The sequence below is a fragment of the Pseudomonas sp. FG35 genome (assembly GCF_057809295.1).
Genome location: NZ_JBMDJR010000004.1, coordinates 223,896 through 239,334, shown reverse-complemented (window position 1 = coordinate 239,334; position 15,439 = coordinate 223,896). Strand labels below are relative to the sequence as shown.

Here is a 15,439-nt window from a genome sequence, read left to right as displayed (position 1 = left end):
TTCTTGAGGTGATTTATGTCTGGTCTGATTCTGGAAAACGTCGAGAAACACTACGGCTCGGCCTGTGCGGTAAAAGACGTCAATCTGCATTTGCCCGAGGGCAAACTGGTGTGTTTCCTTGGCCCGTCGGGCTGCGGCAAAACCACGTTGCTGCGCATGATCGCCGGGCTGGAAACTCTCACTGGCGGCGAGATCCGCCTGGACGGCGAGGACATCGGCCACACCCCGGCGCACCTGCGCAACTTCGGCATGGTGTTCCAGTCGCTGGCATTGTTCCCGCACATGACCGTGGGCGAGAACATCGCCTATCCGCTGAAACTGCGCGGTGTGAGCAAGTCTGATCAACAGACACGGGTGGTGGAGTTGCTTGAGTTGATCCAGCTGCAACCGATGATCGATCGCCCGGTGGCCAAGCTGTCCGGCGGTCAGCGTCAGCGGGTGGCGATTGCCCGGGCGATTGCCTCGCATCCGAAAATCCTGTTGCTCGACGAACCGCTGTCGGCGCTGGACGCCAAATTGCGTGAGTCGATGCAGGTGGAAATCCGCCAGCTGCAACAACGCCTGAACATCACCACCATCATGGTGACCCACGATCAGCGCGAGGCCATGACCATGGCCGATATCGTGGTGGTGCTGGGTGAGCATCGGGTGCAGCAGGTGGGGACGCCGATTGAAATCTATCGGCATCCGGCCAACGAATTCGTCGCGGATTTTATCGGCTCGGGGAATATTTTTCCGGCCACCGCGCTGGGCGATGGCAAGGTTGTGCTGCCGGGCGGCGATGCCCTGCAAGTGCCGATCTGCAGCAGCATCGTGGTCGGGCAGAAGGTGAAAATGCTGATCCGCCCCGAAGACCTGCAACTGTCACCGCCCCAGGCCACGGCGGGCAATCGTCTGCTGGGCAAGGTGACGTTCGTGCGGGATATTGGCGCGACGATCGAGACTACGGTGGAGTGTTCCGGCGTGACCTTCACGGCGCTGAGCACGCCGTGTCAGGGCTTCGGGCTGGGGATCGGGCATCCGGTGTCGGTGACATTGCCGAGTGAGGCGTGTCGGGTACTCGGCGCCTGATCAGACACTCAATCGCAGGCGCGCCAGATCCCGCAACGGCGGCGCGCCAAACAACCGGCTGTACTCGCGACTGAACTGCGACGGACTTTCATACCCCACCCGATACCCCGCCGCCGAAGCCTCCAGCCCCTCAGCCAGCATCAACCGCCGCGCCTCTTGCAGGCGCAGCTGCTTCTGATACTGCAACGGGCTCATCGCCGTCATCGCCTTGAAGCGGTGATGCAAGGTCGAGACGCTGAGGTTCACTTCCTTCGCCAGGTCATCAATACGCAGCGGTTGCTCGAAGTTGCCGTTGAGCCATTTGATCGCCTGGCTGATGCGGTGGCTCTGGCTGTTGGCGATGGCGATTTCGTACAGCCGATGGCCCTGAGGACTGCGCAGCAGACGATAGAGAATCTCCCGACGGATCAGCGGCGCAAGCATGGCGATGTCTTTCGGTGCGTCGAGCAGGCGGGCCAGACGCAGCACCGCATCGAGCATCGCACTGTCGATTTTCTCGACATACAGACCACGTCCGGTCGGCCGGGTCGGTACGCCCATCGGGCCGGCGTCGGCGATCAGCGCGGTGATTTCCGCAGGATCAATGTCCAGGCGTACGGCGAGGATCGGCTCTTCGGGCGAGACATTCACCACCCGACCGCTCAACGGCATCGAAACCGACACCACCAGGTAATTCAGCGGATCGTAATTGAAGAATTCGTCCGCCAGCCGTACCTCTTTGCGACCCTGGGCCATGATGCACAGCGCCGGTTGCGCGAGCACCGGGGCGAAATCATGGGACTGGGTGTGGCGCGACATGAACAGCGAGCCGACGGCAGTGGCATAACTGCCATCTTCGGACGTGTTGCGGCGAATGATGGCCGCCAGTTCCGCGCGCTGCTTTTCCATGTCGGCATCGGGGGGCCCCTGAAAACGATCGAATGACGTCATGCACAGCCTCCTCGGCAAGGGATGGAATGGGAGCAGAGCATAAGTTTGTGCAAGCGCGAGCGGTAGACACATCCTGTCAAATGCTTGCCTGATCCTGCATGGGTTTGTTGGCTCGTCCAGCCATAGCAGGACGCAGGTCGGCAGAGTTGCCCGAAACCGGTGTGACAGGACGGTGACAGCAATTCACGACTTGTTACAGGTCTGCAAGACAGTCTCGCAGGATTGTGCAACGCGACGGCAGGAATCGACTAACGGCGAGCCGTGCCCGGCCCTTAACCTTGGATCCTGTCGCAGCACGTCCCCGGCTGCCACGCAACTTCCTGGGAGGGTTGAACATGTCCAAGCAGATTCCCGTCAGTCATATGGCCTTCGTTCGAGCGCGTGCCGGACGCTCGGCGGAACTCGGCATGCGCTTGAGCGCCCTGATCGAGCCATCCCGCGCCGCCCCCGGTTGCCTGAGCTTCGCCTTGCAGCATTCGCAGTGTGATCCGGAGTTGTGGCTGGTCTCCGGTTTCTGGAGCAACCAGCACTCGATGACCGCTTATTTCAGCAGCCCGTCGATGGAAATCTTTGCCGAGCTGGTGCAGGACCTGGTGGTCAACAGCCTGGATTTCCACACGTTCAAGGAAGTCTCGGCTGCACAGGCCGTAGGGCAATGCACTGCGCCGATACACAAACTCGCCGGTTGAATGTTTAATGTCCGGCTTATCTGACTGAGCCAGGACCTGCGATATGGCACGTAAAGAGTTCGAACACTTCGAAGCGGTTTCCGCTGTCGTCCCCGTCGAGTTGGGCGGCAACAAGGGTTATCACGCGGCGATTGCCGTCAAGGCCCTGGTCGACGGCGGCGCACCGCGCTTTCACAAACTGCTGAACGATCAGGTTTTTCCCGGCGCCATCGCCGCCGATGAAGCCGCGATCAATGAGCTGGACAAGCTCAAGGGCGTCACCGACGACGCCGAGCTGATCTGGTAAGCGCTTACTTCGTCGCCCCCCGGGCGCCACATCTTGAACAACGCCTCCGGCCCCAGCTGGAAGTAGTCCGCCGGCCCGCCGCCCCGCAGTATCGGTTCGGCGGCGGCGGTGTCGTAGATCCCGTCCTTCAACAGCCATTTGGCAATGTGCACGGCAACCACTTCGCCGAGCACCAGCCAGCTCGGCACGGTCTCGCCGTCGGCGCGCTGCAACTGAATGATCTGGGTGACCTTGCATTCGAAGGACACCGGGCTTTCGGCCACGCGCGGCACGGCAATCACTTTCGACGCCACCGGCGTCAGCCCCGCCAGTTCGAACTCGTTGACCTCCGGCCCGACCATCGCGCAGCTCTGGTTCATCTGCTCGGCCAGCGGGCGGGTGGCGAGGTTCCAGACGAATTCGCCGGTCTGCTCGATGTTGTTCAGGCTGTCTTTGCGACCGACGCTGGAGAACCCGATGATCGGCGGAATGTAGTTGAACGCGTTGAAAAAGCTGTAGGGCGCCAGGTTCAGCCGGCCCTCGGCATCCTGCGAAGAAATCCAGCCGATGGGACGCGGGCCGACGATGGCGTTGAACGGATCGTGCGGCAGGCCGTGGCCGTTGGCCGGTTCGTAGAAATGGATGTCATCGGGCATGGCGGGTGTTCCTGGAAACGGCTGTCAGAGAGCGGCCATAGTGCAAGGACGGGCGGCTGATTTCCAGCCCTCCAGACATGACTAAGCCCGGCCGAAGCCGGGCTGTGGTGTGTGTATTTGATGATCAGCCGATGGCTTCGGCAGTTCCGGTTTTATCAAAGCCGTCAGCGGCGATGGCGTTGGCGGTACCGGTCTTATCGAAACCGTCAGCAGCGATGGCGTTGGCAGTGCCGGTTTTATCGAAACCGTCAGCGGCAACGGCTTTGCCGACGTTGGTCTTGTCGAAGCCGTCGGCAGCGTAGGTGCCGGTGTGGCTGGTTTCGATGGCAGCGCTGGCGCCGGAAATGAAGTCGGCGGATTTGGTTTTGTCCGAACCGTCGGCGGCAAAGGTGTTGGCGGCCAGTACGGACAGGGTCAGGGCGAGGATCAGTTTGGTTTTCATGGTCGTTCTCCAGATTCGGAATTCGTTGGCGATGTGTTTCGCATGGGGTTCATGCTACGCCAACTAAATTGATTAAAAAGCGCAAAATAATGCTAAAAACAATCGATTAACTTGATATTAAGGGCGACGCATTCAATTCGCTTTCGTCGTCGGAGCGAGCGTCGCGCAGGTAATCGATCAGGTAGGTGCAGGATGCGGCAGGGGCATTAACCGGTGATTAATCGCCGTTTTTTGCGTGCGTGACAGATTTTTCATGGATTCCCGACCGGTTTTTCACCCGAGCAACGCCAGTCTGCCCACGGCCATAAAGCCAAAAACCGGCCGTCACACACTGGAGCGTTGCCCGCGATGAATAAACTGCCTCAAATCACCCTGGCCTTCTGGGTCATGAAAATCTGCGCGACGACCCTGGGGGAAACCGCGGGGGATTTGTTGTCGATGACCCTTAACGTCGGCTACGCCATCAGCTCGCTGATCCTGATCAGCGTGTTTGTCCTGACCCTGATCACGCAATTGATGTCCAAGACCTACAAGCCGCTGCTGTACTGGATCGTGATCCTGTCGACCAGCACCGCCGGCACCACCATGTCGGACTTCATGGATCGCACGCTGGAACTGGGTTACGCCACCGGTTCCATGATTCTGATCGCGATCCTGCTGGCGATCTTCGCGGCATGGCGCCTGAGCGGCGACTCGCTCAACGTCACCAAGGTGCAGAGTTTTCGCGGCGAGATGTTCTACTGGATGGCGATTCTGTTCTCCAACACCCTGGGCACCGCGCTCGGCGATTACCTGGCGGACGACTCCGGCCTGGGCTTTGCCGGTGGCGCGCTGTTGATCGGTTCGGCGATTGGCGTGGTCGTGCTGCTCAAGTACTTCACGAAGATTTCGTCGGTGGCGCTGTTCTGGGTGGCGTTCGTGCTGACCCGGCCGTTTGGCGCAACCCTGGGCGACTTGATGACCAAGTCCCATGAGAAGGGCGGTCTGGACTTCGGCACCATCGGTTCGTCGGCGGTACTGGCGGGGATTCTGCTGGTGATGATCGTCGGGGCGTCGTATGCGCAGAAGCGCTATGGCAGCAAACAGGGCGTTGCCGAGTTGTCCTGATCGGGAAATCGGACAGGAAAGAAAACGCGCGAAGGTCTTGCACCTTCGCGCGTTTTTTTGTGATCAGTCAGTGACGATCCGAGAATGTTTCTGCGTGTCTTTCATGGTGATGTACACCAGCAGGGACACCGCGATGCACGCGGTCACGTACCAGTAGTAACCGGTTTCCATGCCGATGCTCTTGAACCACAGTGCGATATATTCGGCGGTGCCGCCGAAGATCGACACGGTGAGTGCGTACGGCAGGCCGACGCCCAGGGCGCGGATTTCGGTCGGGAACAGCTCGGCTTTCACCACGGCGTTGATCGAGGTGTAGCCGCTGACGATGATCAGCGCCGCCATGATCAGGAAGAACGCACCCCACCAGGTCTGGATGGTGTGCAGGGTCATCAGGATCGGCACGGTGAAGATCGTCCCGAGCACGCCGAAGGCGATCAGGATCGGGCGACGCCCGATTTTATCGGAAAGGCCGCCGATGATCGGTTGCAGGCACATGAACAGGAACAGCGTGGCGGCGGAAATGGTGGTGGAGTCGGAGATGCTCATGCCGACGGTGTTCACCAGGTATTTCTGCATGTAGGTGGTGTAGGTGTAGAACGCCAGCGTACCGCCCATGGTCAGGCCGACCACGGTCAGCAGTTCCTTCGGATGACGAAGCAAGGTGCGCATGGCGCTTTCCTTGGACTTCTCTTTCTTGGTGAACGACTCGGTTTCTTCCATGCCACGACGCAGGTACAGCGCCACGATTGCGCACAGCGCACCGATGGCGAACGGAATACGCCAGCCCCACGCGTAAAGCTCTTCGGTGGTCAGGAACTGTTGCAGCACGATCAGCACGCCCAGCGCGATGAGCTGGCCGGAAATCAAAGTCACGTACTGGAAGCTGGAGAAGAAGCCGCGACGATCCTTGGTCGCCATCTCCGACAGGTAGGTCGCCGAGGTGCCGTATTCGCCACCGACCGACAGGCCTTGCAGCAGGCGGGCGAACACCAGCAGGATCGGCGCGCCGACACCGATGGTTTCATAGCCCGGGCTCAGGGCGATGATCAGCGAGCCGAAGCACATCAGGTAAACCGAGGCCATCAGGGCTTTTTTGCGTCCGACCTTGTCGGCGTACAGCCCCATCAGCCAGCCACCGATCGGGCGCATCAGGAAGCCCACGGCGAAGATCGCGGCGGTGTTGAGCAGTTGGGCGGTGGTGTCGCCTTTGGGGAAGAAGGCTTTGGCGAAATACAGCGAGAAGGCGGCATAGACGTACCAGTCGTACCACTCGACCATGTTGCCGACGGAACCGCTGAAGATCGACTTGATGCGACTGGCGGTGGTTCGTTCTTTGGCCGGCACGGCAGCCGACCCAAGAGGCAGGGCGTTGGAGTTATCCATTGAAGGATCCTTCGTTTAATTGTTTTTGTGGAGCGCGTTGGAACGCAGCCTGCGAGGGCTATAGCAGGAGCTGTGCCAACGGGGGGAGGGCCGGTTTAGAGGGGTTGGGGAGATGGGTTGAGCGGGATTTTGCCGATAGGAACTTGGCGATGAGCGGATTTCCGCCTATCTGATCGTTCCCACGCGGAGCGTGGGAACGATCAATCAAGAAGGATCAATCGGGAATAAACATTTCCCGGGTCAATCCATGGCGCTGCATCTTTTCATTAAACGTACGACGCGGCAGTTGCAGTTCCTCCAGCACGGCTTTCACATCGCCCTTGTGCCGGGTCAAAGCAGCCCGCAAACACTGCGCCTCAAACGCCTCTTGCTGCGCCGCCAGCGACTGCCCCGGATCGATACCCTGCACCGGTTCATCCAGCCCCAGCACCTGCCGCTCGGCCACGTTCGCCAACTCGCGCACATTGCCCGGCCAGTCGTGACTGAGCAGGTGGCTCAACTGCGCGCCACTGAGCGGCGGAAAGGTCCGGCCCAAACGCTGGGCGGCACTCTGGGCGAAGGATTCGAACAACAGCGGAATGTCTTCCCGACGATCACGCAGCGGTTGCAATCGCAGCTCTGCGACGTTCAGCCGATACGCCAGGTCCTCGCGAAAACGCCCGGCCCGCGCTTCATCCAGCAAGTCGGGTTTGGTCGCCGCGACAATCCGCAAGTCCACCCGAATGCTCTGGTTCGACCCCAGCCGCTCCAGCTTCTGCTCCTGCAACACCCGCAGCAGTTTCACCTGCTGGGCCAGCGGCATGCTTTCGATTTCATCGAGAAACAGCGTGCCGCCATCGGCGTATTCCAGCTTGCCGATGCGCTTGCCTGATGCCCCTGTGAACGCGCCGCTTTCATGCCCGAACAACTCGGCTTCGAACAACTGCTCGGGGATCGCCGCGCAGTTCAGCGCCACGAACGGCTTGTCGGCGCGTGGGCCGAAGTCGTGCAGGCAGCGGGCGACCAGCTCCTTGCCGCTGCCGGTTTCGCCACGGATCAGCACATTGACCGGCAGCGTCGCCAGATCAAGTACCTGCCGGCGCAAGGTCTGCAAGCCACGGGACACACCGAGCAGTGTCGCATCCAGTCTGGCGCGGTTGTCGGCCTGCTCGTGCAGGGCACGGTTTTCCAGCACCAGCCGACGCTTGTCGAGCGCCCGGCGCAGGCTGCCGAGCAGAGTCTCGGGGCTGAACGGTTTTTCCAGAAAATCGTAGGCGCCGTCGCGCATCGCTTCGACCGCCATCGGCACATCACCGTGGCCGGTCAGCAGAATCACCGGCAGATCGGCATCCCGGCGCTGCACTTCGGCCAGCAGTTCAAGACCGCTGAGGCCGGGCATGCGCACGTCGCTGACAATCACCCCGGCAAAATGCGCCGGCAGCGCCTCCAGGCATTCCTCGGCGCGGCTGAACAGCTGCACCTCGAACCCGGACAGGCTCAGCCATTGCTCGACGGCACTGCGAATGCTGCTTTCGTCATCCACCACCATCACGGAATTGAGCATCAGATGTGCGCCTCCAGATCGATCGGCAAGGTCAGGCTGAACACTGCGCCATTGTCACCATTTTCGACGCACAGGCGCCCGCCGGATTCATGGACGATGGCGAAGGATACCGCCAGTCCCAGGCCCAGTCCGTCACCCACCGGTTTGGTGGTGAAGAACGGATCGAACACCTGACCCAGATGTTCGTCGGCGATGCCGCCGCCGTTGTCGATGACGCTCAGGCGCCACAGTTGCTCGTCGGCTTCCAGGCGGATTTCCAGACGCTTGCACGGCTTGCCCTGCATGGCATCGAGGGCATTGCGCAGCAGATTGATCAGCACCTGCTCCAGGCGGATCGCATCGCCGCGCACCCAGGCCGGACGGGTCAGGTGCAGCACCAGACTGACCTGCTCATCGCGAAGACGCGCATCGAGCAATTGCAGGGCCTGATCGACCACCGTCGCCAGATCCAGCCGTTCGCGCAAACCGCTGGGGCTCTTGCGGGCGAAGGTTTTCAAGTGGCCGGTGAGGGCGGCCATGCGCGTGAGCATGTCATCCACCGGTTTGAGTGCCTTGTAGGCGTCATCGACCCGGCCATGATCGAGCAGCAGGCGCAGGGTCGCCAGTTGCATGCGCTGGGCGGTCAACGGCTGATTGATTTCGTGGGCCAGCGCGGCGGACATCTGCCCCAGTGCCGCCAGTTTCGCTGATTGCACCAGACCGTCCTGGGCGGTGCGCAAGTCGCGGGTGCGTTCCTCGACCAGTTGCTCAAGCTCTTCGCGGCTGCGCTGGCGCATCTTCGCCAGACGCCAGCGCTGGTTGAGGAACAGCAACAGGAACACCAGCGCCAGCCATACCCCGGCAGCGGCGAGCCCGGCATTGCGCTGATCCTCGAAGGACAGTTGCGGACGGCGCAGCAGATGCAGGGTCCAGCCTTCGGCGGTCAGCGGCAGCGATTCCCACAGGTAATCCGCCGTGCCTTGCGGGCCTTCGACGCGGCGCAGATCACTGTTGTCGTCGAAGCTGCGCAGCGCCAGATGCGTCAGCGGCACCAGCGACTGTTTGTCGTATTGGCGGGTGGCCTTGATCTCGCGGTAATCGGCCGGGCTCAGCGGGTGCAGCAGGCGATAGCGCCAGCCGGGCTGGTTGGCGATGAAGATGATCCCGCGTGCATCGCTGACCAGCAGGGTGTCATTGCCCTGGCTCCATTCGCGTTCGAGTTCGGGGAATTCGAGCTTGACCACCATCGCCCCGAGGAACTCGCCGTTGTCGCCGAGCACCGCGCTGGACAGGAAGTAACCGGGAATCCCGCTGGTCACACCGACTGCGTAGAAACGCCCGGTGCCCTGAGTGCGGGTCTGACTGAAATAGGGGCGAAAGCCGTAGTTGTGACCGACGTAACTGCTGGGCAGACGCCAGTTGCTGGCCGCCACCGCCAGGCCGGTGCGGTCGAGCAGTTCAAGGGTCGAGGATTGTGCAGCGCCGTTGATCTTTTCCAGCTTCAGATTGAGCGCCGTTTGCTGTTCGGTGCTCACAGGACCGGCCAGCGCCGCGCGCAATTGCGGGTCCAGCGCCAGCACGGCGGGCAGGGCGCGATAGCGGTCGATCAGGGTATGCAGCGAGTTGGCGTACAGCGCCAGTTGCTGATTGGCCCGCGCGGCGTCTTCTTCCAGCGCCTGGCGCTCGGCGTGGCGGATCGCAAGCGTCGCGGCGAGGGCGGCGCCAGCGATGATCAGCAGGGTATACAACGACAGACGCAAGGTACGGGAAGTCGGCAGCATGCTGGGTCAAAGGGGTGGCAGGACGGGCGGGCACGATAGCATGTGCCCGCTCGGTACGGCGTATTGTCGAAGCGACTCAGACGTACGTTTCGCTCATCCTGCGTTGCAATTGCGGCTGCATTTTTGTCCTGGGTTTGGGGATCGGCTTTTTCAGTGGCCGATGACTGTCTTGCTGTGCCGATTGGAGCAGTTCGGCCAAGCGTGCCGTTACCCCGTCTGCTTCGCTCGGGGAGTCGACAAGCTGGCGCGCGGTACTCAATACCTGATCAATGGCGTCAAACGGATCGAGCCCGGTTTTGAGCAGTTTCATGACTTCGCGTTGTTGATCGCCCATCAGGTCATCCAGCTGACGATAGAACATTTCCTGAAGCCGTTGCGGATAAGAACCGAGATTGTCAGCTGCAGCCTTGATCCTCTGCTGGAGTTCACCGGCACCGTTGATCAGGTTCTTCGTCCCTTCCACAACATTGGCTGCGGTATCGGCGACAGCTGTCACTCCCGCGGCGATTTCCCGGGTGCGAAGGGTTTCCACGGCCTTCAGGCTTTTTTTGAAAAAGTGGTAACGCAACAGCGGAAAAGCGATGGCCCCGACGAGCGTGCCCACGGCTGTGCCGATCAGGTTGCCAATACCCGGTAAAGCGGTGCCTAAAACCGCGCCGACACCCGCACCTTTTGCCGCGCCGTAGAGGGCAGATTTGATCCCGTGCCGGGACTTCATGAATGTGCCAAAAGTGATGCTTTCGCGCAGTTCGTTGATGTCGGCGTCTTCGGGAACAAGGCCGTCGAATTCTCTCGCAAGGTAGTCCAACTGACCTGCTGCGGTTGCCGCTTTGTCGAGCACGCCGATAAAGCCTTTCGCCACATCAAAAAGCACCTTCACATTGCCCGTTTTGTCGACATGGATAATCGGATTGTTCCCCACGAACGCATAGAGATTCAGTCCGTCGACAGTGCCCGCCCGATCGGCACTGACCCAGCGCCCCAGCCAATCGGCGTAGTAGCGGGCGCCGTAGTAATACAGCCGGGTGACATCCATTTCCTTGCCCGAGTAACGGACGGTCTTGTAATCGAGCTCCACGGCGGAGTGCCTGGTATAAACGGCTGTGCCGCCGAATGGCAGATAGCGCTCGTCGGTGATCAATCGCGCCTGTGCATCGAGTTCCCTGACAGCCGAACCCAGGTGATCGGGCAGCGCGAATCGCAGCTGGTCGGCACCGATTTTTGCCGGATCCTTCTTCCAGTGCAGGCAGCGCGCTGCGCCAGATCCGATATCGAGCGTGATGACGTGCAACTCCTCGCCGTTGTCCTTGGTGCGGATCTCCAGCCCCGGCAAATAGCGCACTTCATGAAAGTGACTGACTTTCGTTGTGTGGGTGTCGTGGCGTTTGTAGACCCGCTGGCCCCGGCTGTAGCGGTAATACTCTTCATCGTTGGCGCTGCTGCCGTTGCGATCGACGAGCGTCACCTTGTCCAGTTCGCCATGGGCGTTCCAGTGCATCGGCACGCCGGGTTGCAGGGCCCGCAGGTTGCCGGCAGGATCGAACCGTTGGCTGAAATCCGGCGGCGGATCGCCGGGTTTCCAGCGCACGCCGCGATTGCTGGCGGGGTCGATGCACATCTCGAAGGTGTGGCTGGTGCCGTCGCGCACGTGGATGGTTTTGACAAGATTGTCGCCGTGGTCGTAATCGTAGTGCTCGACGTAATTGCGTCGGTCATCGGGATTGGTCGACTGGGGCAAACCGAGCCTGTCCGAGGGCGGGGCGTCGCTGTAGCCGGTGGCGCGAATCAGTCGGTACAGCGTGTCGTAATCGAACTCCTGATGGCCATCGACCCGCTGGTTGCTGAAGTAGGTCGGCGTGTAGGCGTGATCGAGAATGCGGACGATATTGCCCACCCGGTCGTATTCATACTTGAAGTCCTGAAGCACCGGTCCCGAGCCCTTCTGCGCGCGGTGACAGTGCAGGCGCCCATCGGCGGCGCGGTAGTGCCAGTGGCTGGTCACACCGTTGCCGGCCTGTTGTTCGATGAGCTGTCCGGAGGCGTTGTACTGCGCATCCTGCAACACGGTTTGCCAGGTGGTCTGTCCGTTGATCTGCAATTGCACGCGATTGAGTTGACCGGCCACGTCGTATGTCGACTGTTGCTGGTGTCCCCCGGCATCGGTCTGCGTCAACACCGCGCCCAGCGGGCTATAACGGCGACCGCTGACGAACGCGTTGCCATCGTGAAAGGTGCGGGTCTCGCGCAGTGCCTGACCGGACAGTCCAAAGCTGCGAACATCCACGGAACCCGACGGATCTTCCCGCCGGATCAGTTGCCCGCGCAGGTTGTGTCCGGGATCGGCCGAGCGATCAGCGTAGGTGAAGGTCTCGATATCCGGCGTGCCGTTCTCTTCAACGGTCAACGGGCGCAATTGGTTGTCGTAGGTCGTAAGCCAGTGATTGCCCCGTGCATCCCAGCGCCGAGTTTCTTCTCCCGACCGACCGGGCAGAACCAGGCTTGTGCCGGCATCGACACTCTGAACCCTTAGTGGCTGGCCACTCAGCGCAAAAACGGTCACCTGACTGGCAATGGACAGACGCGGATCGCGTTCAGTCACGGTTCGTCCGCCAACATCATGGTGTTGACGGGTAATGAGTGCCTGCGCGTCCTCGCCCGCCACCTTGCGCAGGTAGGCAATTTGTCTGATGGCCTGACCTTGAGGGTGAGTGGCCGACACTGATGGTGTGTACGAGTCAATGGATGGGTTCATTTGAGTTCACGCTGCAGCTTTTTGGCTGGCCCGGTGGTGTCGAACCGTGTCAGCCAGACCATGGAGCATGTCAGTGATGTGCCTTGTCTGCCGATCCAGGTCATCCAGGTCAATCCCGCCGATACTGGTCGTGGAGAGTGCATTGGCAAATCCATGAATCGTGGCATTGCTCGATTCGATCTCATCAACGAGCCCAAGAATCTGGCGTTCGAACTCCAGCATCTTCGCGCCTGATTTGTCCGAGAGCGCGCCCATGGTTTCATCCACAATCTCTGGCAATCCCAGCAGCACAGCAACGCCGGTGCCGATAGCGCTGACCGCTTCGGAAGGCATGGAGGTCAGCGCCGACTTCAAGATATACCCGGAAGCCTGAGTCGCAGCTTCCTTGGAAAACTTCAGCTGGGATTTCTGGCTGTCCGGTTTCATGTTCTGGTATTTGGCTTTCAGATATTCAAACGGCTCCATCTGCTTGTATTCGGCTTTTTGAATGATCTTTTTCGCCGTCAGTTTGCTGGTTTTCAAGTTGACCGGCGCGCTCATGCCCGTTCGTTCGGCCACATAGTCGATCAGGCCGCTGACCGCAATTTTTGCGCCGATGCCCAAGCCGGCCCCCACCACATTTCCCACGCCGGGCGCTACGGCTCCCAGGGCCTGGGCGCCGATCCCGACGCCGACTCCCACGCCATAGCTGATGCCCTTGCCGATGATCAGCGTCAGGGTTCTGCGGGTTGCGGCAAGCGCCACATCAAGACCGGAACCCATTCTGTCGAGTTGTTTTGCAGCGTCGCTTGCGCGCTCCTTGGTGAGCCCGAGTATTTCAATGTGACGCGTCACCTGTTGGCTCATCTGGTCTTTCATGTGACGCGTTGCGATGGCCTGCCTGTTTTTGGAGTAGCTGGCGTTTTGCGAGGCAATGATCCGGTCTACGCCTGCATTGATATCTGCCACGGTGGGCCATTTGACTTTGGCTTCGCCGTTGACGTCGACGTGATTGACCGGGTTGTTCCCCACGAACGCGTACAGATTAGGCCCGTCTACAGGGCCTGCCGGATCGGCGCTGACCCAGCGCCCCAGCCAGCAGGCGTAGTAACGGGCGCCGTAGTAATACAACCGGGTGACATCCATTTCCTTGCCCGAGTAACGGAGGAACCGGTAATCCACTTCGATCAGCGCACGCGCCGCCATCCAGGCCGTGGCACCGAATGACAAGTAGCCTTCCCGGCTGATTATCTGCGCCTGTCGATCCAGTTCCAGCGAGACCGACCCCAGATGATCTGCGAGGGTATAGCGCAGTTGATCGGCATCGATCCGCGGCGGTTTTCCGGCCTTCCAGTGCAGGCAGACCGCGTTGCCGCTGGCCAGCGACAGGTTGATCAGGTGCAGCTCCTCACCGTTGTCCCGGGTGCGAATCTCCAGCCCTGGCAAATAACGCACTTCATGGAAGTGGCTGACTTTTGTCGTGTGGGTGTCGTGTCGCTTGTAGACCCGCTCGCCCTGGCTGTAGCGGTAATACTCTTGGTCATTGGCACTGCCGCCATTGCGATCGACGAGGGTGACCTTGTCCAGTTCGCCGCGCCTGTTCCAGTGCATCAGGACGCCGGGTTGCAGGGCCTGCAGGTTGCCGGCACGGTCGAACAGCCGGCTGAAATCCGGTGGTGGATCACCGGGTTTGCAGCGCACGCCGCGATTGCTGGCGGAGTCGATGCACATCTCGAAGGTGTGGCTGGTGCCGTCGCGCACGTGGACGGTCTTGACGAGATTGTCGCCGTGGTCGTAATTGTAGTGCTCGATGTAATTGCGTCGGTCATCGGGGGCGGTCGGCTGCGGCCGTCCGAGGTTGTCCGAGGGCGCGGCATCGCTGTAACCGGTGGCGCGAATCAGCCGGTACAGGGTGTCGTAAGTTAACTCGCGGTGACCATTGATCCGCTGATTACGGAAATAGGTGGGCGTGTAGGCATGATCGAGAATGCAGGTGATGTTGCCCATCCGGTCGTATTTGTACTCGAAGTCCTGAAGCACCGGTCCTGAGCCCTTATGCGCGAAGTGGCGATGCAGGCGCCCGTCGGCGTGGTAATGCCAGTGACTGATCACGGCATTACCGGCCTGTTGTTCGATGATCTGCCCGGAGGCGTTGTACTGCGCATCCTGCAACACGGTTTGCCAAGTGCTCTGACCGTTGATTTGCAATTGCACCCGATTGAGTTGACCGGCCACGTCGTATGTCGACAGTTGCTGGTGTCCCCCGGCATCGGTCTGCGTCAACACCGTGCCCAGCGGACCGTAGGCGCGACGGCTGACAAACGCTTTGCCATCGTGAAAGGTGCGGGTTTCACGCAATCCATGCCCCGTCATCCCGACGCTGTGAAACTCGACGGTACCGGACGCGTCGCTCTGTTCGATCAACTGTCCGCGCAGGTTGTACCCGGGATCGGCCGAGCAGTCGGCGTAGGTGAAGGTCTCGATATCCGGTGTGCCGTTTTCTCTGACGTTCAACGGTCGCAGTTGATGGTCGTAGGTCGTGAACCGGTGATTGTCCCGTGCATCCCAGCGCTGAAGTACTTCTCCCGACCGACCGGGCAATACCACGTTAGTGCCGGCATCGACACTCCGGACCTTGAGTGGCTGGCCACTCAGCGCAAAAACGGTTATCTGACCGGCAACGGACAGACGCGGATCCTGCTGCTCGATCGGGTGCCCGGCAACATCGTTGCGCAAGCGAGTGATCAGGGTGTCCACGGGACCGTCTGGGACTGTGCGTAGATAGGCAATCTGCCTGAGCGCCAGGCCCCGGCCATCATTGGCAGTGACCGAGGGCGTGCGCAGGTGAATGCTATTTGCCAT

11 protein-coding genes and 1 pseudogene are annotated in these 15,439 nt (G+C 60.8%); 4 read left to right on the top strand and 8 right to left on the bottom strand.

The window, feature by feature from the left end:
* The first annotated feature begins 15 nt into the window (after window positions 1-15).
* Window positions 16-1,071, top strand: coding sequence for an ABC transporter ATP-binding protein (locus tag ACODTD_RS10150; RefSeq protein WP_011335692.1), 1,056 nt, complete (start codon window positions 16-18; stop codon window positions 1,069-1,071).
* Here ACODTD_RS10150 and ACODTD_RS10145 read toward each other — a convergent pair whose 3' ends face one another.
* On the bottom strand, window positions 1,072-2,001 hold the full coding sequence (locus ACODTD_RS10145; RefSeq protein WP_011335691.1) for an AraC family transcriptional regulator: 930 nt from the start codon (window positions 1,999-2,001) through the stop codon (window positions 1,072-1,074).
* A 335-nt stretch (window positions 2,002-2,336) separates the two neighbouring features.
* Between ACODTD_RS10145 and ACODTD_RS10140 the strand changes: the two genes are divergently transcribed.
* Together ACODTD_RS10140 and ACODTD_RS10135 are read left to right on the top strand one after the other, a co-directional pair.
* Window positions 2,337-2,690: a putative quinol monooxygenase gene (locus ACODTD_RS10140; protein WP_201816313.1), complete on the top strand. Its 354-nt coding sequence runs from the start codon at window positions 2,337-2,339 to the stop codon at window positions 2,688-2,690.
* 43 nt (window positions 2,691-2,733) lie between these two features.
* A complete protein-coding gene (locus ACODTD_RS10135; RefSeq protein WP_007960172.1) occupies window positions 2,734-2,976 on the top strand; it encodes a hypothetical protein in 243 nt (80 codons plus the stop codon).
* A 17-nt stretch (window positions 2,977-2,993) separates the two neighbouring features.
* Here ACODTD_RS10135 and ACODTD_RS10130 read toward each other — a convergent pair.
* Together ACODTD_RS10130 and ACODTD_RS10125 are read right to left on the bottom strand one after the other, a co-directional pair.
* A pseudogene (locus tag ACODTD_RS10130) lies at window positions 2,994-3,611 on the bottom strand (flavin reductase family protein); the annotation flags it as partial.
* Window positions 3,612-3,735: 124 nt separating this feature from the next.
* Window positions 3,736-4,053 carry a hypothetical protein gene (locus ACODTD_RS10125; protein ID WP_011335688.1) on the bottom strand — a complete coding sequence of 106 codons (318 nt, stop codon included), beginning with the start codon at window positions 4,051-4,053 and terminating at the stop codon, window positions 3,736-3,738.
* Window positions 4,054-4,401: 348 nt separating this feature from the next.
* Here ACODTD_RS10125 and ACODTD_RS10120 point away from each other — a divergent pair, with 348 nt between their 5' ends.
* Window positions 4,402-5,160: a COG4705 family protein gene (locus ACODTD_RS10120; RefSeq protein ID WP_201816310.1), complete on the top strand. Its 759-nt coding sequence runs from the start codon at window positions 4,402-4,404 to the stop codon at window positions 5,158-5,160.
* 63 nt (window positions 5,161-5,223) lie between these two features.
* On the opposite strand, the gene ACODTD_RS10115 is transcribed toward ACODTD_RS10120, so the two are convergent.
* From ACODTD_RS10115 to ACODTD_RS10095, 5 genes are all read right to left on the bottom strand, one after another.
* Window positions 5,224-6,543, bottom strand: coding sequence for an MFS transporter (locus ACODTD_RS10115; protein WP_011335686.1), 1,320 nt, complete (start codon window positions 6,541-6,543; stop codon window positions 5,224-5,226).
* Window positions 6,544-6,757: 214 nt separating this feature from the next.
* Complete coding sequence (locus tag ACODTD_RS10110; RefSeq protein WP_489104809.1) at window positions 6,758-8,086, bottom strand: sigma-54-dependent transcriptional regulator; 1,329 nt, start codon at window positions 8,084-8,086, stop codon at window positions 6,758-6,760.
* Window positions 8,086-9,846, bottom strand: a complete 1,761-nt coding sequence (locus ACODTD_RS10105; protein ID WP_489104808.1) for a sensor histidine kinase — start codon at window positions 9,844-9,846, stop codon at window positions 8,086-8,088. The genes ACODTD_RS10110 and ACODTD_RS10105 overlap by 1 nt, the downstream gene beginning before the upstream one ends.
* Before the next feature lie 76 nt (window positions 9,847-9,922).
* Window positions 9,923-12,598, bottom strand: coding sequence for an RHS repeat domain-containing protein (locus ACODTD_RS10100; protein WP_489104807.1), 2,676 nt, complete (start codon window positions 12,596-12,598; stop codon window positions 9,923-9,925).
* Between the two features lie 6 nt (window positions 12,599-12,604).
* Window positions 12,605-15,439, bottom strand: coding sequence for an RHS repeat domain-containing protein (locus ACODTD_RS10095; RefSeq protein ID WP_489104806.1), 2,835 nt, complete (start codon window positions 15,437-15,439; stop codon window positions 12,605-12,607).